A 21,955-nucleotide genomic window follows, 5' to 3' on the forward strand; every position below is an offset into this window, starting at 1 on the left:
TTTAGGAGGCCTCATGTTCACCGTCCATCATCTCGGCAAGTCGCAGTCCGAGCGAATCGTCTGGCTGTGCGAGGAGCTGGGGATTCCCTACGAGCTGAAGCGCTATACGCGTGATCCTGTCACCATGCTGGCTCCGGCCGAGTACAAGGCGCTGCATCCGGCTGGCACGGCCCCTGTGATCACCGACGGCGAGCTGGTGCTCGCGGAATCCGCCGCCGTCGTCGACTACATCCTTGCGAAATATGGCAACGGCCGACTCGTGCTCGGTCCCACTGATCCCGCCTTCGCGCAGTTTCTGTATTGGCTTCATTTCGCCAATGGCACCCTGCAACCCGGCATGGGGCGGATGATGATCCTGAGCCGGCTCGATCTCGCCAAGGACAATCCGACCCTGCTCGCGATGGAGGGGCGTCTCGATCGGGCTTACGATCTTCTCGACGCAAGGCTTCGCGAGGCCGAATATCTTGCAGGCAGCGCCTTCACGACCGCCGACATCATGACAGTTTTCTCGCTCACGACCATGCGCTACTTCCAGCCCTATGACGTGTCGCGCTGTCCCAACGTGGTCAAATATCTCGGCCGCATCGGCGCGCGGGCGGGCTATCGGCGTGCGATGGAGAAGGGCGACCCGGGCATGGCGCTGCTCTTGAACTGAGTGGTGAGGCGATCGATCACGCGATCCTGTTCGTGGTGGCGGCCCTTTCTGTTGCCAGCTGCTTCTGCAGGCGCTCGATGTTTTGCAGCAGGCGCTGGCTGGTCAGCACCAGGAAGTAATAGCCGAACTGCGGATCCTGGAAGTAGATCTCGAGCAGCCGGTCGTAGGTGATCGTCAGCACCTGGCCGTCCTCGATGCACTCGACCGTTCCGGTGCGCCGGTTGTCCGGCGTGAGGAAGCCGAGCTCGCCCATGAGCGTTCCGGGCAGGATCTCGATGTTGATCTCTTTGACCAGGAACTTGCCGGTGACGGTGAGGAACATCTCGTTGGCCGGATCGCGCAGCTTGAACAGCGTGTCGCCGCGGCGATATTTGCGTTCGGTCATGAACGGCTTGAGCCATTCGATCGACATGTCGCCTTCGGCCGCATGGCGCGCCTTCTTGACCAGCTTGAGCATCTGCCGCAGGCGCAGGGCGTTGATCGGTAGCAGCAGGAGATAGAGCAGGAAGGTCGAGACGTTGGCGGAGAGCGCGCCGAAGACGGCGAAGAACGCGCAGCCGACCATGTTGGCGACGCGCAACGGCACCATGGTCCGCATCAGAAGAGTTGCGACGAAGAAACCGGCCCCGACCGCGGCGAACATATTGGCCAGCGTGATGTTCTGGACGAAGATCTCCAGCATCCGATTGAAGATCGAGTCATAGGTGACGTTGTTCGGATCGAGGCCCATCTGGACCAGGATCTTCGCGATCCTGAGGTTATCCGTCGCCGCCTCGAGAATGCGGTCGAGGATCGACGAAATGTCTGCGCTGCCGGACGGCATGGTACTATCCCCGGGTAAGGCCTTCAGTCACGGTCGTATTCTCGACACCATAGCCGAAATCGAACGACGACCGCTTGAATGAAGCTTTCGGCCGCCGTGCCGCAAGGGGCAAATTTTAGCCTGATCGGGCGTTTCGGCAATTGCCTGTTTGGCGGTGCGTATGGCCGTGGCGCGCCCGCGATTCGGGGGCTACCGGGTCCGAGCCTCGGCTTGGTGGACCTCGGCGGCCGAGGGGGCGGGGCGGGACCAGGCGAGGGCGTGGGGCGATCCCCCGCCTCAGGGCTTGGCGGGCGGCACGACCTGCTGCTCGACCAGGCCGAGATGCCCTGGCAGCGAACCGGCGCGCAGCAGCATGGCGACGCTGTTTGCTTCCTCCAGAGTGAAATTGCCGGAGATCTGGCCCGAGCCGCCGGTGATGGGCTCGCGGATCACGGGGGCGGAGATCACCTTGCCGTCGAGCACGATGGCGAAGGGCTTTGCGATATTCTCCTCGGTGATGTGGGCAAAGCGTCGCGTGCCGCGGCCGTTGAAGCGGAACGAGGCGATCGGCTCGTTCGTGGCGCTCGCAAACCCCGGGCCCGCATAGCTGATGTCGTCGCCGTCGAGCACGCTGTCCTTGGCGACCAGATAAAGGCTCTTGTCCTTGAAGCCGGGCAGGACTTCCGTGCCTGCCGGGGGCGTGCCGGATTGCGCCTGCTCAGGCGGCATGGAGAGGTCGATCAGGCGGAAGCCGACCTTGACCCTTCGGGCGAAGACCGCGGTGACGCGCTCGGGCTCCATCACACCGGGCAGGAAGATTCGGATGCGGTCGGTGCCATCGGGCTGGACGCTGGCGAGCTGGACGCCGGCCTCCTTCAGACGCTGCTCGATCATGGCGATGGCATCTTCGACGAGTTCGTGCAACCGCGCGGCGGATGCCGCATTGGTCGGCGCGAGCCTGACCAGTCCGTCGCTGCCGTCGGTCACGGCGAGTGCATGCGACGGCAATCCTTTTGCGGCCGACGCGAGCTTGCGTGCGAGTTGCTCGCGGCCCTTGACGTCGGCAATCTTCAACTCGACGCCGCCGTCGCGGATCGCAAGACCGGAGAAGGCGATCTTGCCATCGCGCAGGTTCTTGTAGACGTCGTCGCGCAAATCCGTGACGACGCTCTCACGCAGGCCATCGGTGTCTACCCTGTAGACGATGCGTGACCCGCCGAGCTTCTCCATCTTGTCGCTGATGAAGGCCGAGATCTTGGCGCGCATCTTGTCGAGCTGGCCGTCCTCGGCGAGTGCCGCGCGGGGCAGGGCGATCACCGATGTCATGATTTCCGCTGTCACGGCGAACGCGATGAACAGCCGGGTGGCGCAATCCCGCGGTGGCGTAGTCATGATCACCTCGAGTCTTGCGGCAGGGCGCTGGCAAGGGCGCTGCAATGTGAGTCCGATGCCAGTTCTTGGTCCCCGGATCGGGCGCGCAGGTTCAAAGGCCTGTGCCAGAGTCCATTGTCGCCGACGTTAGGTCATGGACGAACGCCAAATCATCCATCATTCTGCCCGTGCTCGGCCGGCCAATCGGTCGAGGCCTCGCCAACCCCAAAAGTCAAAAAGACAGGGCGCGGGGAAATGCATCTGAGGGAGGACGGAGTTCCATGGCGGGCATCCATGCGCTCGATCGGCTCATCGGCAGCGACTATCCGGACTTGGCGACGGACGCCGAGGTTCGAGCCTTCGAGCAGGTCCCTTACGCCGATCGCGTCGCGGCCGAGAGCACCTACGACGCCATCAGGCTGGGTGCGGTCCGCAACCCCGACGGCCCGGCGATCCAGTTCCTGCAAAATGCCGATCCGGCCGACACGCCGGTCGTGGTCACGTACCGCGACTTCATCGCGCGCGTCACGCAGGCCGCCAACATGTTTCACGCGCTTGACGTCGAGAAGGGCGACGTCGTCAGCTTCATGCTGCCGCTGGTGCCGGACGCCTTTGTAACGCTGTTCGGCGCGGAGGCCGCCGGCATCGCCAATCCCGTCAATCCGCTGCTGGAGCCGCACCAGATCGCGGAGATCCTCGAGGCCGCGAATACGAAAATCCTGGTGGCGCTCGGGCCGATGCCGGGCACCGACATCTGGCAGAAAGTCGAGCAGATCAGGCCGCAACTCAAGCACCTCAAGGCGATCGTGCAGGTGTTCGGCGGTGGCGATCCGGCGAACGGCATCTATGCCTTCAGCGACCTGATCAAGCAGCAGCCTTCGGACCGCCTGATCAGTGGGCGAAAGATTTTGGGCCGCGACATCGCCGCCTATTTCCACACCGGCGGCACCACCGGCACGCCAAAGCTGGTGCGGCACACGCATGCCAACCAAGTCTATCAGGCCTGGGCACTCAATCTGCTGCTGAAGTCGAAGCCGGGCGCCAACATGCTGTTTGGCATGCCGCTGTTTCACGTCGGGGGCTCGTTGACGCAGGTGCTGACGACGCTGTCGGCAGGCGGTTCGCTGGTCGTGCTGTCGCCGAGCGGATGGCGCAATCCGAATGCGGTGAAGAACATCTGGCAACTGGTCGAGCGCTTCAAGCCGGAGGCGCTGTCGAGCGTGCCGACTGTACTCGCCGCGACGCTCGCGGTGCCGCCTGGCAGTGCCGACATCTCCAGCCTGAAATATGCAGCCGGTGGCGGCTCCGCGATCCCGGTCGCGGTCGGGTCTGCGATCCAGGACAAGCTCAAGCTGCCGGTCGTCGAGGTCTACGGCATGACCGAGACCTCGAGCGTGCACACGCTGGCCTACCGGTCGCGGCCGATCCGGCTCGGTTCGGTCGGCCTTCCCATGCCTTACGCGCGGGTCCGCATCGTTCAGCTCGATGCCGAGGGCAAGCTGATCCGCGACTGCGCGCCGGACGAGATCGGCGTCGTCATCATGGCGGGCCCAGGCGTGTTCGGCGGCTATCTGAACGACGAGCACAACAAGGGTGCCTTCGTCGACGAAGTCTGGGTCAATTCCGGCGATCTTGGCCGGCTCGATGCCGACGGTTATCTCTGGATCACCGGCCGCGCCAAGGATCTCGTGATCCGCGGCGGCCACAACATCGATCCGGCGCCGATCGAGGAGATCATGTTCCGCCATCCCGCCGTCGGCTTCGCCGCGGTGGTCGGCCAGCCCGACGCCTATGCCGGCGAGCTGCCGGTGGGGTATGTGCAACTGAAGCCGGGCGCGACCGTCGAACCCGGCGAGCTGGAGACATGGGTGCGCGAGCGTACGCCGGAGCGCGCGGCTGTCCCGGTGCAGGTCATCCCGATAGATCCGATGCCGGTGACGGGCGTCGGCAAAGTGTTCAAGCCGCAGCTGCGCTGGGACGCAGCCGAGCGCGTCTTCACGAAGGTGCTGACACCGCTTGCCGAGCGCGGCATCGACTGCAACGTCAGGGTCGGCGCTCACGGCAGCCACGGTTCGATCGCCACCGTGACGCTGGCCGGGCTGCCGGCGGCCCAGCGCGAGGCGGTTGCAAGCGAGGTGCACGCACTGCTTGCACCGTTCGTGATGCGCCACGAAGTGGTGCAAATGTAACGGACTCAACAGATGGCTTTGGCGTCAGCTCGAAAGCAGGGCGACGCTTCGTCGCATTATCCATACCCCTGAGAGAGCCTCTTATGTGACAAATATCACATAGGAAGAATTGGTAATTGAGCGATGGTCCGAATAGTCTCGTGGAATTGCATCCGGGGGGACGCAAGTGATTCCGTTTCGGATATTTGCTTTGTTGATTTTGGCCATTGGCCTCGCCTGCGGACCGGCCCATGCGGACCGGCGGGTTGCGCTTGTCATCGGCAATTCCGCCTACAAGAGCGCGCCCAAGCTCGGCAACCCCGTCAACGATGCCACTCTGGTCGGCGGCATGTTCAAGAAGGCGGGATTTGATTCCGTCGACGTCAGGCTGGATCTCAGTGCGAGCGAGATGCGGCGCATGTTGCGTGAGTTCGCCGGCAGGACCCGCGATGCCGATATGGCGGTGATCTATTACGCCGGCCACGGCATCGAGCTGGAAGGCACCAACTATCTCATTCCGATTGACGCGACGCTGGAGACCGATGGCGACGTGCTCGACGAAACCATCCCGGTCGAGCGTGCGCTGTTTGCGGTGGAGCCGGCCAAGCAGCTGCGCCTGATCATCCTGGACGCGTGCCGTGACAATCCGTTTTCCAAGACTATGAAGCGGACGCTGGCCTCGCGCGCGATCGGACGCGGCCTCGCCAAGGTCGAGCCGACCAGCCCCAACACCATGATTGCGTTCGCGGCAAAGGCCGGTTCGACAGCGTCCGACGGCGACTCCAGGAACAGCCCGTTTGCCGTCGCTTTGGTCGAGCACCTGCCCAAGCCAGGCCTTGATTTGCGCAAGGCGTTCGGCTTCGTGCGCGATGACGTGCTCAAGAGCACCGGCTACAAGCAGGAGCCCTATGTCTATGGCTCGCTCGGAGGCGACGATGTGCCGCTGGTCGCGACCAAGCCGGCAGCGACCGGGCCGCAGGCCAACCCGCAGGATTCTATTCGCAGGGATTACGAGCTCGCGCTGCAGCTTGCCACGCGCGACGGTTGGGAAGCCTTCCTGGCGCAATATCCCGAAGGTTTTTATGCCAATCTGGCCAAGGGCCAGATGAATAAGATCGCCGCCGAAGAGACGCGCGCGTCGGCCGAGCAAAAAGCGAATGCGGCCGAGCAGCAGAAGGCAAGGCTTATTGCCGAACGCGCCCAGAAGGCCGAGCAGGACAAGGCGGCCGCGGCGGCGAAGGCGGCCGAAGAGGCCCGGATCGCGGCGGAGAAACAGAAGCAGATCGAGCAGGCGAGGACGGAGGCAGCGGAGCACCAGCGCAAGCTGGCCGAAGCTGCCGCGGCAAAAGCACAGGCGGAAAAGCAGGCGGCGGAGCAGGCCAAGGCCGAGCTTGTTGCCAGGCAGGCCGCCGAGAAGGCGGAGCGGGCCGCCAAGCCTGTGGCCGATCGGCAGATGCCTGAGGCCGAGCAGAAAGTTGCAGCCCTTGCGCCAGCGCCGGCATCCACATTGTCGGCGGCTGATCTGACAAAATCCGTGCAGAGTGAATTGCGCCGCGTCGGCTGTCTGTCCGCCACCGCCGACGGCGACTGGAGCGCCGCATCGCAGCGTTCTCTGGCCCTGTTCAACAAATATGCCGGCACCCAATTCGACGCCAAGCTGGCAAGCGTCGACGCGCTCGATGCACTGAAAGCGAAGCCCGGACGGGTCTGCCCGCTCATTTGCAATTTCGGCTCCAAGGCCGACGGGGATCAATGCGTAAAAATTACATGCCGCGCCGGCTATCGCGTCGGTGACGACAACGAATGCGAGAAGATTCAGGAGAAGAAGCCAGCGCCTACCGCCCGCGACGAGCCGAGAAGGCGCGACCAAGACCGGAAGGACGCAGAATCTGCGGCACCGAAATCGCAAGCGTCCGGGCAGATGATCTGCAACAACGCAGGATGCAGGCCGATTGCTAAGGGATGTCGGCTCGCGTTGGTTCCCCATCCTAGCAACGCCAGCGTCAAGATCACCGGTGAGGTGTGTAACTGATGGCGATGCCTGCCTTCCGAGATTGCGCCCTCGGGCTCAAAGTTCTTGTTCTTCTTGTTCTGGCGAGCTGCAGCCCGGCCCTCGCCGACAAGCGCGTTGCGCTCGTCATCGGCAATTCTGCCTACAAGAACGCGCCGCGGCTCGCGAACCCGGTGAACGACGCCGGGCTGGTCGGCGGCATGTTCAGGAATGCGGGTTTCGATTCGGTCGAGATCAGGCTGGACCTCAATGCCAGCGAAATGCGGCGATCGCTACGCGAGTTCGCGGCCAGGACGCGCGATGCCGACATGGCGGTGATCTACTATGCGGGCCACGGCATCGAGCTGGACGGCAACAACTACCTCGTTCCAACCGATGCCATGCTGGAAACCGACGGCGACGTCCTCGACGAGACCGTCGCGCTGGATCGCGCGCTGTATGCGGTCGAACCGGCCAAACAACTCCGTCTCGTCATCCTCGATGCCTGTCGTGACAATCCTTTTGCCAAGACGATGAAGCGCACCCTGGCCTCGCGCGCGATTGGTGGCGGACTTGCCAAGGTTGAGCCAACCAGTCCGAACACGATGATCGCGTTTGCGGCCAAGGCGGGATCGACAGCGTCCGATGGCGACTCCCGCAATAGCCCGTTCGCGGTCGCGTTGACCGATCATCTGCCGAAGCCTGGGCTCGATTTGCGCAAGGCGTTCGGGTTTGTCCGTGACGACGTCTTGAAGAAAACCGGCAACAAGCAGGAGCCGTATGTCTATGGCTCTCTGGGTGGCAGCGATGTGCCGCTGGTGCCGGCAAGGCCGGCCGCCGCAGCCGGTCCGCAGGCAAATCCGCAGGACAGTGTGCGCAAAGACTACGAGCTTGCCCTTCAGGCCGGCCTGCGCGAGGCCTGGGAAGCATTCCTCCAGACCTATCCGGACGGCTTTTACGCCAACCTCGCCCGCGTGCAGTTGAAGAAGATTGCCGCCGAGGAGGATCGCACGGCGGCGACGGAGAAGGCGCGTCTAGCCGAACAGGAGAAGACGAGGCTCGCGACCGAACGAGCCCAGAAGGCCGAGCAGGAGAAAGCGGCCGCTGCTGCGAAAGCCGCGGAAGAGGCGCGGATCGCGGCCGAGAAAGCCAAGCAGGTCGAGCAAGCCAAGGCGGAGGCGGCCGAACGAGATCGCAAGGCGGCCGAAGCTGCCGCGGCCAAGTCGCTCGCGGAGAAGCGGGCGATGGAGAAGGCGGCAGCTGAGGCGGCAGCGAAGCAGGCAGCGGACAAGCAGGCGGCTGACGCCGAGAGCAGGAAGGTCGCTGCGCTGGCGCCGCCGCCCAGTGCTCCGCCGCCCGGCGATCTCGCGAAATCCTTGCAGAGCGAACTGCGCCGCGTCGGCTGCCTTTCGTCTACCGCCGACGGCGACTGGAACGCCGCGTCGCAGCGCTCGCTAACGCTGTTCAACAAATATGCAGGCACCCACTTCGACGCGAAGCTTGCGAGTGTCGACGCGCTCGATGCGCTGAAGGCAAAGCCGGGCCGGGTCTGTCCGCTGGTGTGCAATTTCGGCTTCAAAGCCGATGGCGATCAATGCGCGAAGATCACCTGCCGGGCCGGCTATCATGTCGGCGACGACAACGAATGCGAGAAACTGCCAGAGAAGAAGCCGGTCGCGACGCGCGAGGATTCGAAGCGGCGGGACACGGATAGGAGAGAAGCGGAATCTGCTGCCCCAAAATCGCAAGCCTCAGGACAGATAATCTGCACGAGTGCTGGATGCAGGCCGGTGGCGAAAGGGTGTCGCATTGTGCGAGATCCGAGGCCGGGTAGCGCGGGCATGTCACAAGCGGAAGTGTGCAATTAGTCGTGCATCGCTGAGCACAGCATCCTCGTCTCGAGCTCTTGCGGATTGCTCGAGTGCTTGGACCATCCGGCGCATTCAATGCGCGCCGGGAAGGTGAGCATGCACTGATGCCCTCGGCGCTCATCAGGGGCGCGAACTTCTCAGCTTGCATGCCTTGCCGCGAGCGAGCATCATCCCAAGAAAATGGGGGAAACCGATGCCACAATTCTCTCGCCGCGGCCACCTTCAGCAATTGTCGGCCGTGTTCGGATCCGCAGCGCTTTTCGGGTGGTCGAGGTCCGCATCGGCTTCGGAGGTAGACATTCCTCCCGAGGGCATCGGCAAGGGCATCAAGCACGTCTCCTATAGCGATATCGGCGGACGGCCCGACAGTGTGCAGGTGATGTTCAACCGGCAGCACGTCTATGTCGGACACATGTTCAGCGACGGCGTGACGATCCTAGACGCATCCGATCCGCGTGCGCTGAAGCCGGTCAATTTCTTCACCGCAGGGCAATACACCCGCACCCACCATTTACAGGTGGCGGAAGATTTTCTGCTGCTTGCGAACGGCGCCAACATCGTCGCGATGCAGTCCTACGACAACATGCGCGGCTATTTCGAGAACACGCTGGTCGACAGCATCACCAGGGCCAAGAAATTCCGCTGCGGCCTCTCGATCCACGACATATCGAAACCGAATGAGATGCGCGAGATCGCGTTCCTCGAAATGCCTGGCTTCGGCATCAACCGGCTGTGGTGGCCAGGCGGCCGCTATGCCTATGTGTCGGCGCATCTCGACGGCTTCACCGACCACATCCTTTGCGTGGTCGATCTCAAGACCATCACCAAGCCGGAGATCGTCGTGAAATGGTGGCTGCCGGGCATGAACCGCGCGGCCGGCGAGCCGGCGACGCCGAAGGGCAAGCGCTTTGCGCTCCATCACATGATCACGGCGGGCGATCGCGGTTATGCCGCGTGGCGCGATGGCGGCTTCACCATTCATGACATCAGCGATCCCACCAATCCAAAGCTGCTGTCCCACATCAACTGGTCGCCGCCCTTCGCTGGCGGCACGCATACGCCGCTGCCGCTGCCCAAGCGACAGCTTGCGATCGTCGCGGACGAAGCCAATGCGGATCAATGCGCCAAGGGCCTGTTCCATACATTCGTCCTCGACGTGCGCGCGCCTGGAAATCCGGTGCCGATCGCAACCCTGCCGACCCCGCGCGACCGCGATTTCTGCACGAACGGCACCTTCGGGCCACATAATCTGCACGAGAACCGCCCGGGCTCGTTCCAGAGCGAGGAGACGATCTTCGCGACCTACAACAATGCCGGCGTCAGGGTGTTCGACGTCAGGGACGCCTTCGCACCGAAGGAGATCGCGTATTGGGTGCCGCCGACACCGAAAAAGCTCATCGACCCCCGCCCGAACGTCGCGCTCGCGGCCAAGACCTGTGACGCCTATGTCCGGCCGGACGGACTGATGTTCGTCTCCGACTGGAACGCCGGCATGCACGTGCTGCAATATCAGGGATGAGCGGTGTCGCCGTGCCCACCATTCGCAGCGAAGAAGGCTGTGGTGGGCACGCTTTCGCTTTGCCCACCGTACGAGACCTGCGCTAACCCGCCGGCATCCGCGTTTCGACAAGTCGCGCCCAATAAGACGCGCCGTGGCCTAGGATGTTGTCGTTGAAGACGTAGGCCGGGTGGTGGCACTCGTTGCCGTCGCCCATGCCGACCAGGATCATCGCGCCGGGGCGGGCTTCCAGCATGAAGGAGAAGTCCTCGGCGCCCATCATGGGAATGAACTTGTCGTTGACGCGCTCGGCACCGACGATGTCGCGGGCGACGTCGGCGGCAAGGCCGGCCTCGCGCGCATGGTTCATCGTCACCGGGTACATGCGCGTGTACTTCGTCTCCGCCGAGCCGCCATAGGCGCGGGCGACGCTGTCGGCGACTTCGCCGATGCGGCGCTCGACGAGATCGCGCACTTCAGGGTCGAGCGTGCGCACGGTGCCGCCGAGCTCGGCGATCTCCGGGATGATGTTGAAGGCCGTGCCGGAATGGAATTGCGTGATCGAGATGACGGCGGACTTCAGCGGATCGACGTTGCGCGCGACGATCGATTGCAGCGCGTTGACGATCTGGGCGCCGATCAGCACGCTGTCGATGGACTTGTGCGGACCCGCGCCGGCGTGGCCGCCCTTGCCGTGGACCGTGATCTGGATGTTGTCGGAGGAGGCGAGCATCGCGCCGGGCGTGGTCGCGAAATGTCCTTCGGGCAGGCCCGGCATATTGTGCATGCCATAGACCTCCTGGATGTTCCAGCGCGTCATCAGCCCGTCCTCGACCATCGCCTTGCCGCCGCCGCCGCCTTCTTCCGCGGGCTGGAAGATCACGACGGCCGTGCCGTCGAAATTGCGCGTCTCGGCGAGATATTTGGCGGCGCCGAGCAGCATGGCCGTGTGGCCGTCATGACCGCAGGCGTGCATCTTGCCGGGGACCTTGGAGGCGTAGGCGACGCCCGACGTCTCCATGATCGGCAGCGCGTCCATGTCGGCGCGCAGGCCAATGGTTTTGCCCGAGGCGGATTTGCGGCCGCGGATCACACCGACGACGCCGCTGCGGCCGATGCCCGTCACCACCTCGTCGCAGCCGAACTCCCGCAAGCGATCGGCGACGATGCCGGCGGTGCGGTGGACGTCGTATTGCAGCTCCGGGTTCTCATGGAAGTCATGGCGCCAGGCGGCCATTTCGTCGGAGAGGGCGGCGACGCGGTTGACGATGGGCATGGGGAGGATCCGCCTTGATTTGTAGCCCGGATGAGCGAAGCGACATCGGGGATCTTTGTGAGGGAAGTCCCGGGTGTCGCTGCGCTCACCCGGGCTACGAATGACGTTCAGCTTTCGCCGAACACGCGCTTGAAGATCGTATCGACGTGCTTGAAATGATAGCCGAGGTCGAATTGCTCCTCGATCTCGGCGTCGGTCAGATACTTCTTCACTTCAGCGTCCTTCTTCAGGAGCTGGAGGAAGTCGCCTTCGCCGCGCCAGACCGGCATGGCGTTGCGCTGCACGAGCTTGTAGGCGTCCTCGCGGCTTGCGCCCTTCTGCGTCAGCGCCAGCAGCACGCGCTGCGAATGCACGAGGCCGCCGAGGCGGTCGAGGTTCTTCTGCATGTTGGCGGGGTACACCAGCAGCTTGTCGATCAGGCCGGCGAGGCGCACCAGCGCGAAGTCGAGCGTCACCGTCGCGTCCGGGCCCATCATGCGCTCGGCGGAGGAGTGCGAGATGTCGCGCTCGTGCCAGAGTACGACGTTCTCCAGCGCCGGCGTCACATAGGCGCGCACCATGCGCGACAGCCCGGTGAGGTTTTCCGAGAGCACCGGATTACGCTTGTGCGGCATCGCGGACGAACCCTTCTGCCCTTCGGAGAAGAACTCCTCGGCTTCCAGCACTTCGGTGCGCTGCATGTGGCGGATTTCGACCGCGAAACGCTCGACCGAGGACGCGATCACACCGAGCGTCGAGAAATACATCGCGTGGCGGTCGCGGGGGATGACCTGCGTCGAGATCGGCTCGGGGACGAGGCCCATGGCCTTGGCAACATGCTGTTCGACGCGCGGATCGATCTGGGCAAAAGTGCCGACCGCGCCGGAGATGGCGCAGGTCGCGACTTCCTTCCGCGCCGCGATCAGGCGCTCCCTAGCGCGCGAGAACTCCGCATAGGCATAAGCGAGCTTGAGGCCGAAGGTCACAGGTTCGGCGTGGATGCCGTGGCTGCGGCCGATGGTCGGCGTCATCTTGTGCTCGAGGGCGCGCTTCTTCAGCGCCGCTAGCACCTTGTCGAGGTCGGCGAGCAGCAGGTCGGCGGCGCGGGTGAGCTGGACGTTGAGGCAGGTGTCGAGCACGTCGGAGGACGTCATGCCCTGATGCACGAAGCGCGCTTCGGGGCCAACGATCTCGGCGAGGTGGGTGAGGAAGGCGATGACGTCGTGCTTGGTCTCGCGCTCGATCTCGTCGATGCGGGCGACGTCGAAAGTGGCGTCCTTGGCCTTGGCCCAGACCGTTTTGGCGGCCTCCTTGGGAATCGTGCCGAGCTCGGCAAGGGCGTCAGCCGCATGCGCCTCGATCTCGAACCAGATCTTGAACCGGGTCTGCGGCTCCCAGATCGAGGCCATTTCCGGGCGGGTATAGCGGGGGATCATTGGACTGCTCCAGGAAGGTGGGCGCGCGACCCAGGAGGGGCGACCTGCCAAAATGTTTTTTACGCCGTGATCTAGCAGAGCGGGGAGGGCGAAACAAACGGCGCCGGCAAGGTAGCGGGGGATGATTGGGCTGGCGGGGTCATCGGCCTGGCCGCGGCGATCGGCGGCCGGCCTCAGGGGGGAAGCTCGCAGATATTAACTGTCAATCACGGATCATTGACTGACAGATATTGAAATCTGTCAGCGGGACATGTATATCCGTTCTCAGACGCTCCGGTTGGGCGTCTGGCGGCATCCCGGGAGCCCGACGTCCCAAACAAATGGGGGATTGAGGGTCGCATTGAACAATCGGGACCGCCAATTGATTGGAGACTTACGACAATGACGACCGAAATCATCAATTTGACCGGGACGATTGGGCACTGGCTCAATTTACTGGTGGCGCGCCAGATCGCGGCGCAGGCTGCAAAACTGCCTCATTAAGGCGAGAGCTTTCCGAAACGACCGGCACGGGCGCTTCGGAAGCAGCTCCGTCGCCGGGTAACTGAGCCCTCAACGGGAACATGGTGCTGGCATGAACGAAGCCGTTATCTTGACGCCGGAGCGGATCCTCGAAGTCACCGAGGACGTGCTGCGGCGTTACGGACTCGCCAAAGCCACCGTGGTCGACGTGGCCCGTGCGCTCGATGTGAGCCACGGCAGCGTCTACCGCCATTTCCCGAGCAAGGCTTCGCTGCGCGAGGCCGTCGCCAAACGGTGGCTGGACCGCATCGACGCGCCCTTACGCCAGCTCGCCGAAGAGCAGGGCCCGGCTCCGGCGCGGCTCGATCGCTGGCTGCGCACCCTTTTCGCCGCCAAGCGTTCGCGCGTGCTCGACGATCCCGAGATGTTCGAGACTTATCTGACCCTGGCGCGCGAGGCCTGTGCAGCCGTCAAGTGTCACAAGGACACCATGATCGACCAGATCGCGGCGATCCTGACCGACGGCGTGAAGCAGGGCGTGTTCGAGGTGGGCGACGTCAAAGCCACCGCGCGCGCGATCTTCGATGCCACCGTCCGCTTCCACCATCCGGCCCACGCCGACGAATGGAAGGAAGCCGATCTCTCGGCGCGCGTCGATGCGACGCTCGCGCTGGTATTGCGCGGGCTGAAGGCGGCGTGAGGTTGCGAGGCCAACGCGTATCGCAGCTTGGGCCTTGATCCGCTCCTGCTCATGCCTTTGGCAGGATGACGGGCCTAGCCTCGACGATTCTCTCGTGACCACCATCCCATCATCCTGCTTGGCTGTGAGCCGTCAGATGACGAAGTCCGTTGGGTGAAGGGCCGCCGTGTGCACGCCGTCCAACGTGATCGTATCGTTGGCGGTGAGGTGGATCACGGCATCGCCGGCGCTATTGTCGCCGATGAGGCTGGAGACGGCTGCCCAGTCTGCGAAGCCGTAGTCATGGAGGTTGATCACGTCGTGTTCGCTGGTGGTGCTGCCGACAGCCTGGTTGCCTTGATTGAAGTCGTTGATGATGTCCTGGCCGGAGCCCGTGTTGAAGACGAACGTGTCGTTGTTCGGGCCGCCCCACAGGAGATCATTGCCGCCGCCACCGTTGAGGGTATCCGTGCCTCCGGTGATCGAGCCGGGTGAGGAAGGAGCGTAGCTCATCGCATCGCCCGCCAGGCGATCGGGGCTCGATCCCCCGGTGAGGCTGTCGTTCCCGCCGTGAGCATTGCCCGACATTGTGGGAGCGTCGCCGTACAACGTCGTGCTGAAAGCAGCTCGCTCGCCATCGACGACGGCGGTGAGGATATCGTTCCCGCCCTGGGCATTGTCGGACATGGACGTTGCCGAATCCCCCGACAGGCTTCCTCCTCCGAGCTGGGCGTCGCTGCTCGCCGCAAAGGTCAGGATGTCGTTTCCGCCGACCGCGTTGTCGGTCATGGCGCCAGTGGCATCGCCGCTGAGTGCGTCGCCGCCGCCATTTATCCCATAGTCCGTCGCGCTCAGCGTATCATTCCCACCGTGCGCATTGCCGCTCATGGCACCACCAGCGTCCCCGCTGAGCGATCCGAACGATCTCCATCCGGTCGACGCCGTCAGTGTGTCATTTCCGCCTCCCGCGTTGCCCGACATGTCACCTTGGACATCGCCATAGAGATAAACATTGGTGTAGAGCGAGTTGTGGGCATCGACATTGAGGGTGTCGTTGCCGCCTTGGGTGTTGTCCGCCATGGATTGGGCATCGCCAACGGCAACGGCATTATCCCAGCCGCCATCCACGCTCACCACGAGACTGTCGTTCCCTCCGTGCGAATTGCCATGCATGGCCGCCAGGTCTTCCCCAACGAGCGTCACGTTCGAGTTGAGACTCGATATGGCTGCCGTCAGCGCATCGTTGCCGCCCCAGTCGTCGGTTGCCAACCCGGGATCTCCGAGCACGGTCATGGATTGACCGAAGTCCGGCAGGGTGACTGCGATAGTGTCGTTTGGCAGTTGGTGCATGTCGCTTCACTCCGATTTCATTTCAGTCGCGGGGCCTGAAAGCAGCGGAGGTCTTTGCGAGACGCGCTGTGGCCGCGCTTGACGTTGAATCTGCTCGGAGTTGATGGCGGAGATTTGCTTCGGGTTGGATTTCATTGCGGCCGGAGGAACTTCGGCGCGGGTACGGAACTCGACCGACGTCAAGTCTACCGCGCGCGCCATCTTCGATGCGACCGTCCGCTACCACCGTCCGGCCCACGCTGACGAGAAGGACGCCGATCTCTCGGCGCGTGTCAATGCGACGCCTGCGCTACGCGGGCTGAAGGCGTAAGCCAACTTCCTTCACGCGTTCCAAAGCCGTCACACCTGACGTGACCTGTCGCGGTTCTATCTCAGACCTTATGGGCAACGCTGCCATTGCCGAGCGAGCGCGGATGATGGGGCTTTTTTCGCGCACGTAAGGCGGCGTTGGCCGATGGCACGACCGACGGGCTTTCCGGATAGGTATTGACTTCAATTTCGACGACGTCCTTTGACCGCTTTCGAAGGCGGTAGAACGCAAGTTCCTGTTCGAGAACGGGGCAGTGGAATTGGATCGTCGCTGTGTCTGGCAGACGGCAGAGTTCATCGATGAGCTCGCCGACAGTGATGATCGGGGGATGATGGATGGCTTCGCGGATAGCCTTACTCATGGCGCAACTCCCTCGCTCCGCTACTAACCACGGCGCGACGGCATCAGTTCCAATCCTACCCGGCCACAGTATGATCTATCTAAAAGTGCGAGCCGCGCGCCAGCGCCCTAAAGCGCGGGTGTCAACCGCGAGCTGCGCAAGCGCAATATGCCGAACGGGTCTTCGCGCCCCGCGAGTTTGCGATAGGTCGCAAGGTCGTCAAGCGTCGGACCTTCCCCGCGTCTGACATTCGCGCCCGCAACCGTCGCAACCGGAATCGACGTGCCGAGGCCTGCGTAGAGATAGTTATCGCCGAACGCCTTCCTGAGCGCGGCAAAAGTCGGCTCACCGGTGCAATGTCCCGGGGCTACGCTGTCGACCTTGAACCTGTCCTTCAGGGCGGTCACGACTTTCGCGATAGCTTCGTCAGGTGCGACGACCAGATGAAATCCTCCCGCGACGAGATGAATCCTGGGATTGATAGCCGTCGCCGCTTCGACGATGCGCTCGATTCCGGGGTGCGAGCAACCGACCAGAAGGACCATGCCGTCGGCCGTGTTGACGGCCAAGGACAGCTCTTTGAGTTCTCTCGTCCCGGGTGCGTCGGAAATCAGCGAGATGAGTGTGATACCGGGAGCAATCTCGGTGGTCTGATCAATCAGTTCGAAGTTCGCGTGGGCCCACGCGTTGCCGAACTTCATCGTCGCGGGCGGGTTGCCTGCATAGTACCGCATCTCAGGCGGCAAGGCCTCGTCCTTGCGGTAGAAGCCGGACGGCAGAGACGAGCCGTAGATGCCAAATCCTTCCTTTGGCGCGTAGATCTTGACGGTCGGATTGATGCTCAGGAGGTAGGACAAGCCCGCCATATGATCGGAGTGGCGGTGCGACAGAACGACAAAGTCGAGGTCCGAGAGATCAACTCCCTTGGCCTTCACGTTCGCCGCGAAGATTTCGGGATCGTTACCCGTATCGAACAGGATGCGTTTTCCCGCGATTTCGACAAGGGCGGAGAAACCCCAGTCCTTTGTCATCGCGTCATTGGTGCCGAAGGCGTCATAGAGAATGGTGATCTGGTCTTTCGCCTCAACTGCCGTGCTTTCCGTGAGCCCGGTCGTGAAAACGCTGAAGGCGATCAGTGCTGCAAGAAGACTGTCCCTGATGTTCATGGAAGCGTCTCCTGTTGTCGTGCAAGACATACAACGGGAACGAGGGCGGCTTCGAAAGCCGTCCGAATTGGCTCTCGACGAAAGATCGGAGCCGGACACACATCCATTGGCCGCTTGGTGCTGGATGCGGTGCCTGTGGTGGATCCTAGCACAACCTGAGAGAGACTTGGAGACCTTCGTTGGGGGTGGCCAGTCGGGAACCAGTTATTCTGGTCGCAGCAAACGGCTCGCCGTCAGGCTCTAGATCTTGGTCAGCCCGCAAGTTGCCGCCAACCGCACAAGCTGCGCATCCGTGCGCGCGCCGGTCTTGGTCTTGATCAAATAGTGATAGTTCTGCACGGTCTTGACGCTGAGATTGAGGTGCGCCGCGATCTGTTCGGTGGTGGCGCCGCCGGCGAACTGGCGCAGGATCTCGATCTCGCGTTCGCCCAGTTGATCCAGCGCCGAGCCCGCCGACAGGCTGTCCTCGGCCAGGATGTGCGCGATGTCGTCGCTCATGGCGCGTTCGCCGCGCGCAACGCTGCGGATCGCCGACACGACCGCGGACGGCTCGCTGCTCTTGGTGACGAAGCCGCTGGCGCCCGCATTGAAGGCTGCCTTCACCAGCACGGCCTCGTTGTGCATGGTGAAAACGAGGATCCGCGCCCGCGGGCTCCGCGCGCGGATGTTGCGGATGGCTTCCAGTCCGCTCGCGCCGGGCATCGAGATATCAAGCACCACGACATCGGGATCGCGCGCCTTGAAGGCGCTGTAGGCGTCCGCGGCGTTGTCGGCTTCCGCAACGACATGCAGATCACCCTGGCTTTCCAGCACGCGCCGATAGCCTTGCCGCACGATCGGATGGTCGTCGACCAGCAGCACGGAGATGCCTGTTGCCGTAATCTCGTTCATCCCGGCCTCACGCGGCGAGCGGGATGGTGGCGGCGACGCTGAGTCCGCCTCGGGCGGGAAGGATCGAGAATGAGCCGCCGGCCGCTGCGACGCGCTCGCGGATGCCGGTGAGGCCGAAACCGGCCGACTGCTTGACGCGTGCTGCGTCGCCGCCGCCATCGTCGTCGACACGGATCAGCAATGCATCGTCGTCGCCCGCGCGCCGTTCCACGCTGAGCGAAATCTCGCGTGCCGCACCGTGGCGCAACGCGTTGGTCAGGCATTCCTGCGCGACGCGATAGGCGGTGGTCGCGGCCGGGCCGCTGATGTCGGTGAGGTCACCCTTGAGATCGAGCTGAATCGTCGGCCGCGCCGAGCTCTGCGAGCGCCAGCTATCCACCAAATTCACGAGGCTCGCCTCCAGTCCGAGCTCGGCGGGCAGGGGATTGCGCAGGCGCTTCAGCGCGTCGCGCAGCGAGGCCATCAGATGATGCGTGGCCTGCGAGATCATCCGCGCGTCCTGCGCGATATCGTTGTTCTTGTCTGCCTTCGTGCTCGCCGTCTCGATGGTGTTCGCGAAGGCGAGGATGGCCGAGAGATTTTGCCCGAACTCGTCGTGCAGCTCGCGGGCGAGCGCGCGGCGTTCGTCGTCGCGGATCTCGATCAGGCGCCGCGTCAGCGCCGCGCGTTGCTCGGTCGCTTCCTCCAACCGGCCGCCGAGCTGGCCGACGGCGCTGCCGATCATCGCCAGCTCCATCGAGCGGAAGCGCGGCAATTTCGTGCGATACTGACCGCGGGCCATGCGCTGCAAGGCGGTCACGATGGTGCGCGCCGGCGCCAGCGCATGCGCAATCGCGAGCGAAGCCAGGAGCGCGATCGCTGCCGCCATCAAAAGCGCGACGTCGATCACGTTGAGGATGTACTCCCAGGCGAGCGAGATGGCGGCCGTTTCATCCGGCGTCGCGACCACCGTTCCGGCGGTCGCCGCGCGGGGACTGACGGGCCGTATCACTTCGGCATGGCTGCCGAGGAAGGTCGGCACAATCGACGCGAACCAGCGCGGCGGCGTCTTGCCTAGCCCCTCGCTCTGGCCGCACAGCGGCTTTTCGAATGCGATGGCCGGTTGGAATTCGACGCAGACGCCGGGTGAGATCAGCTTCATCGTCTCCAGCGTGCGCCACTCCGGAACCGGCAGAAGCTGCTCGCGTGTTCTGCTGCTACGCAACAAGAATTCGTGCCAGTACAGGGCCTGAAGCGCCTGGGCGACCCGCTGCGCCGAGGCCGCAGTCGCCCGGTCGACGCTGCGATAGGCGTCGAACGTGGCCCAGATGGTCGCCGCGCCAAGGCAGAGCACGACGATGAGAAACAGACGGGCGACAAGCTGAAGCACAAGGCGCATGCGATCACCCCAAAGTTTGGTAAGGTCAGCCTAACAACGCCGCCGCGCCTTGCCAATTGCGAGGCACGGCAAGATGGCAGCTCGGGCAAATTTCCCAAGCCGGATTGGGCATGGCTCTTTGGACCGGGCGCGGCGGCTTTGATCTAATGGGCGGAATTCACGGCCAGGAGCGGTGCAGCATGAGTTCGATGACGATTGGGCCGATCGCGGGGCCTGCTGCCGACCCATCCGAGCGCAGCGCGCTCCTGTTCTGGATGATCTTCACCGGGCTTTCGGTCTTCGCCGTGGTGCTGCTGTGGCGGTTCGGCCTGATCCGCCTGATGCTGACCTCGGACCGGACCTACATTTCCAGCGTAATCGCGCTGCTCTATGTCGTAACTTGCGGTCACTGCTTCCTGCGCACGCGGGCCATTGCCCGTGAGGGCGCGGCAGCCCGGCGCTGCCGCGCGGTGCTTGCGGCGCCCGAGGGCGGCAGGGCGCTCGACGCCGGCGCAACCGCGCTGCCACGCGGGCTGGTGCGAGACCACATCGAGAGCCTCGTGACCAAGGCCGCGGCGCAGGACTATCGCCCGGTGGACCAGACGCTATTGCTGCGCACGCTCGCCGACCGCCTGCGCGGCTCCAACGGTTTCGGCGCCTTCGTCTCGGACACGCTGATGAAGCTCGGCCTGCTCGGCACCATCGTCGGCTTCATCATCATGCTGGCGCCGATCGCGGGGCTGGATGCCGCCGACAAGGTCGCGATGCGATCCTCGATGGGGCTGATGAGCGACGGCATGGCGGTCGCGATGTACACGACGCTGGCGGGCCTGGTCGGTTCGATCCTGGTCCGCATCCAGTATTACATGCTGGATGCCGCGACCCAGAAGGTGTTCTCGGATGCGGTGGTGCTGACCGAGACCTATGTGACGCCGGTGCTGGAGCGCAAGGGTTCTGGAATCGCGCCATGATGGATGATTTCGGTCTCTATCCGCGCGAGGAGCCGTTCGATCCCCTGGGCGTGATGCTGTTCAAGGCGCTCCAGGTGATCGCTTTCCTGTTCTTCCTCGCGCTGCTCGCGGTCTCGCCCGACGCCAAGGACGGCAAGATCGATTCCAAGGCCGAGTTCATGATCACGCTGGACTGGCCGGACAGCCACCCCGACGATCTCGACCTGTTCGTGCAGGATCCCGTGGGCAACATCGCCTGGTATCGCCACCGCGAGGCCGGTTTCCTCACGCTCGACCGCGACGACCGCGGCGGAGCCAACGATTTCATCGTGGTCAACGGTAAGAAGATTGCCTCGCCGATCCGCGAGGAGATCGTCACGGTGCGCGGCATCGTTCCCGGCGAATATACCGTCAATGTCTCACATTTCGTGGCTACGACCGGCGAGCCTGTGACGGCCAATGTGAAGGTGCAAAAACTCAATCCGACGGCGCAGGTGATCTTCGACAACAAGTTCACGGTCGATCACACCGGCGACGAGAAGACCGCGGTGCGGTTCCGGCTCGACGCCGAAGGCAAGGTCGTCAATGTAGACCAGCGGCCGAAATCGCTGCTGGAGACGTTCCGCAGCGGCTGGCGCAACGGCGCCGATCTCGACCCGAACACCGGCGTGAGCAGGAATGCTGTGAGGGTGCGCCGTGACTAGCCTGCAGACGGTCATCCTCACCCTATCGATAGCCTACGCCGTGATCGGCGCGCTACTGCTGGTCGTGCTCGTCTATGCGCGGCTGCACTGGTCGATCAAGGCCGTCGCGGTGGTCGTGACCAGCGCCTTCTATGTCGTCAGCTTCACGGAAATGCGCGGACTGCTCGGCTGGGCCAGCGCCGACCGGCTGCCGGCCTCCTTCAAGCTGCTGAAGGCCCGCATCGTCGAGCCGCATTCGCTGGAAGGCGATCCCGGCTCGATCTATCTCTGGGTCGAGCAGCTCGACGAGGACAATCGCCCGAGCGGCATACCGCGCGCCTTTCGTGTGCCCTACAATGACAGGCTGGCCGACAAGACCCATGCGGCGGAGAACGAGATCGCGCTGGGACATCCGCAAGGCGGCCGGGCCGCTGATTTCGGCGGCGGCGATGGCAGCCTCATCGACATGGTCAGGGAATATGTGACGCCCAAGACGATCCTGGAGACGAGCGGAGGCGATTCCTCGACCGGCGAATTCCTGGCCCCACCGGCCGGCGCGCAGGGCGCCGTGTTCACTCCGATTCCGCCGCCCCGGATGCCGCCGAAGGACGAGCAATAGGCTCTTCACCATCGCGACAGGGCAGCGCTGGCAAACCGCGCGCCGCTGGCGCATGTTCTTGACCTCCCTCAATTTGGCCTTATCGGCTCCCAATAAGGTTCG

Annotated in this window: 19 protein-coding genes; 10 read left to right on the forward strand and 9 right to left on the reverse strand. The window is 63.8% G+C overall.

Annotation, left to right across the window (positions count from 1 at the left end; translation table 11 throughout):
- Positions 1-13 precede the first annotated feature (13 nt).
- Entirely contained in the window at positions 14-655 is a 642-nt protein-coding gene (locus AC0L3C_RS04875; RefSeq protein WP_473407310.1) for a glutathione S-transferase family protein, read from the forward strand.
- Positions 656-671: 16 nt separating this feature from the next.
- Here the strand turns inward: AC0L3C_RS04875 and AC0L3C_RS04880 are convergent, their stop codons facing one another.
- Positions 672-1,478, reverse strand: coding sequence for a Crp/Fnr family transcriptional regulator (locus AC0L3C_RS04880; RefSeq protein ID WP_027518831.1), 807 nt, complete (start codon positions 1,476-1,478; stop codon positions 672-674).
- A gap of 276 nt (positions 1,479-1,754) precedes the next feature.
- Positions 1,755-2,849, reverse strand: a complete 1,095-nt coding sequence (locus AC0L3C_RS04885; protein ID WP_473407311.1) for a SecDF P1 head subdomain-containing protein — start codon at positions 2,847-2,849, stop codon at positions 1,755-1,757.
- Between the two features lie 260 nt (positions 2,850-3,109).
- Here AC0L3C_RS04885 and AC0L3C_RS04890 point away from each other — a divergent pair, with 260 nt between their 5' ends.
- The 4 genes from AC0L3C_RS04890 (at position 3,110) to AC0L3C_RS04905 (ending at position 10,376) form a co-directional block, all read left to right on the forward strand.
- Positions 3,110-5,017: an acyl-CoA synthetase gene (locus AC0L3C_RS04890; protein ID WP_473259053.1), complete on the forward strand. Its 1,908-nt coding sequence runs from the start codon at positions 3,110-3,112 to the stop codon at positions 5,015-5,017.
- A gap of 166 nt (positions 5,018-5,183) precedes the next feature.
- Complete coding sequence (locus AC0L3C_RS04895) at positions 5,184-7,028, forward strand: caspase family protein (RefSeq protein ID WP_473279584.1); 1,845 nt, start codon at positions 5,184-5,186, stop codon at positions 7,026-7,028.
- 5 nt (positions 7,029-7,033) lie between these two features.
- On the forward strand, positions 7,034-8,854 hold the full coding sequence (locus AC0L3C_RS04900; protein ID WP_473407386.1) for a caspase family protein: 1,821 nt from the start codon (positions 7,034-7,036) through the stop codon (positions 8,852-8,854).
- 196 nt (positions 8,855-9,050) lie between these two features.
- Complete coding sequence (locus AC0L3C_RS04905) at positions 9,051-10,376, forward strand: LVIVD repeat-containing protein (RefSeq protein ID WP_473407312.1); 1,326 nt, start codon at positions 9,051-9,053, stop codon at positions 10,374-10,376.
- Positions 10,377-10,458: 82 nt separating this feature from the next.
- Here the strand turns inward: AC0L3C_RS04905 and AC0L3C_RS04910 are convergent, their stop codons facing one another.
- Together AC0L3C_RS04910 and purB are read right to left on the reverse strand one after the other, a co-directional pair.
- The gene (locus AC0L3C_RS04910) at positions 10,459-11,631 is read right to left on the reverse strand and encodes a M20 aminoacylase family protein (RefSeq protein WP_473407313.1); all 1,173 of its coding nucleotides are present in this window, start codon (positions 11,629-11,631) and stop codon (positions 10,459-10,461) included.
- Positions 11,632-11,738: 107 nt separating this feature from the next.
- On the reverse strand, positions 11,739-13,046 hold the full coding sequence (gene purB / locus AC0L3C_RS04915; RefSeq protein WP_473248598.1) for an adenylosuccinate lyase: 1,308 nt from the start codon (positions 13,044-13,046) through the stop codon (positions 11,739-11,741).
- A 574-nt stretch (positions 13,047-13,620) separates the two neighbouring features.
- On the opposite strand from purB, the gene AC0L3C_RS04920 reads away from it, so the two are divergent.
- Complete coding sequence (locus AC0L3C_RS04920; protein WP_473407314.1) at positions 13,621-14,208, forward strand: TetR/AcrR family transcriptional regulator; 588 nt, start codon at positions 13,621-13,623, stop codon at positions 14,206-14,208.
- 132 nt (positions 14,209-14,340) lie between these two features.
- Here the strand turns inward: AC0L3C_RS04920 and AC0L3C_RS04925 are convergent, their stop codons facing one another.
- Entirely contained in the window at positions 14,341-15,537 is a 1,197-nt protein-coding gene (locus tag AC0L3C_RS04925; protein ID WP_473407315.1) for a hypothetical protein, read from the reverse strand.
- A 103-nt stretch (positions 15,538-15,640) separates the two neighbouring features.
- Between AC0L3C_RS04925 and AC0L3C_RS04930 the strand changes: the two genes are divergently transcribed.
- Positions 15,641-15,847 carry a hypothetical protein gene (locus AC0L3C_RS04930; protein ID WP_473407316.1) on the forward strand — a complete coding sequence of 69 codons (207 nt, stop codon included), beginning with the start codon at positions 15,641-15,643 and terminating at the stop codon, positions 15,845-15,847.
- Positions 15,848-15,908: 61 nt separating this feature from the next.
- Here the strand turns inward: AC0L3C_RS04930 and AC0L3C_RS04935 are convergent, their stop codons facing one another.
- The 4 genes from AC0L3C_RS04935 to AC0L3C_RS04950 form a co-directional block, all read right to left on the reverse strand.
- Positions 15,909-16,208, reverse strand: coding sequence for a hypothetical protein (locus AC0L3C_RS04935; RefSeq protein ID WP_473259030.1), 300 nt, complete (start codon positions 16,206-16,208; stop codon positions 15,909-15,911).
- Positions 16,209-16,315: 107 nt separating this feature from the next.
- Positions 16,316-17,353 carry an MBL fold metallo-hydrolase gene (locus AC0L3C_RS04940; RefSeq protein WP_473407387.1) on the reverse strand — a complete coding sequence of 346 codons (1,038 nt, stop codon included), beginning with the start codon at positions 17,351-17,353 and terminating at the stop codon, positions 16,316-16,318.
- A gap of 240 nt (positions 17,354-17,593) precedes the next feature.
- Entirely contained in the window at positions 17,594-18,244 is a 651-nt protein-coding gene (locus AC0L3C_RS04945; protein ID WP_473259026.1) for a response regulator, read from the reverse strand.
- A 7-nt stretch (positions 18,245-18,251) separates the two neighbouring features.
- Complete coding sequence (locus AC0L3C_RS04950) at positions 18,252-19,622, reverse strand: sensor histidine kinase (protein WP_473259024.1); 1,371 nt, start codon at positions 19,620-19,622, stop codon at positions 18,252-18,254.
- 179 nt (positions 19,623-19,801) lie between these two features.
- Here AC0L3C_RS04950 and AC0L3C_RS04955 point away from each other — a divergent pair, with 179 nt between their 5' ends.
- The 3 genes from AC0L3C_RS04955 to AC0L3C_RS04965 are packed head-to-tail and all read left to right on the forward strand — an operon-like array spanning position 19,802 to position 21,853.
- Complete coding sequence (locus tag AC0L3C_RS04955; RefSeq protein ID WP_473407317.1) at positions 19,802-20,572, forward strand: MotA/TolQ/ExbB proton channel family protein; 771 nt, start codon at positions 19,802-19,804, stop codon at positions 20,570-20,572.
- On the forward strand, positions 20,569-21,255 hold the full coding sequence (locus AC0L3C_RS04960; RefSeq protein ID WP_007612052.1) for a hypothetical protein: 687 nt from the start codon (positions 20,569-20,571) through the stop codon (positions 21,253-21,255). Before AC0L3C_RS04955 ends, AC0L3C_RS04960 begins: the two co-directional genes overlap by 4 nt.
- Entirely contained in the window at positions 21,248-21,853 is a 606-nt protein-coding gene (locus tag AC0L3C_RS04965; protein ID WP_027567695.1) for a hypothetical protein, read from the forward strand. The genes AC0L3C_RS04960 and AC0L3C_RS04965 overlap by 8 nt, the downstream gene beginning before the upstream one ends.
- The last annotated feature ends 102 nt before the right edge of the window (positions 21,854-21,955 follow it).

Source organism: Bradyrhizobium sp. WSM4872 (assembly GCF_055811715.1).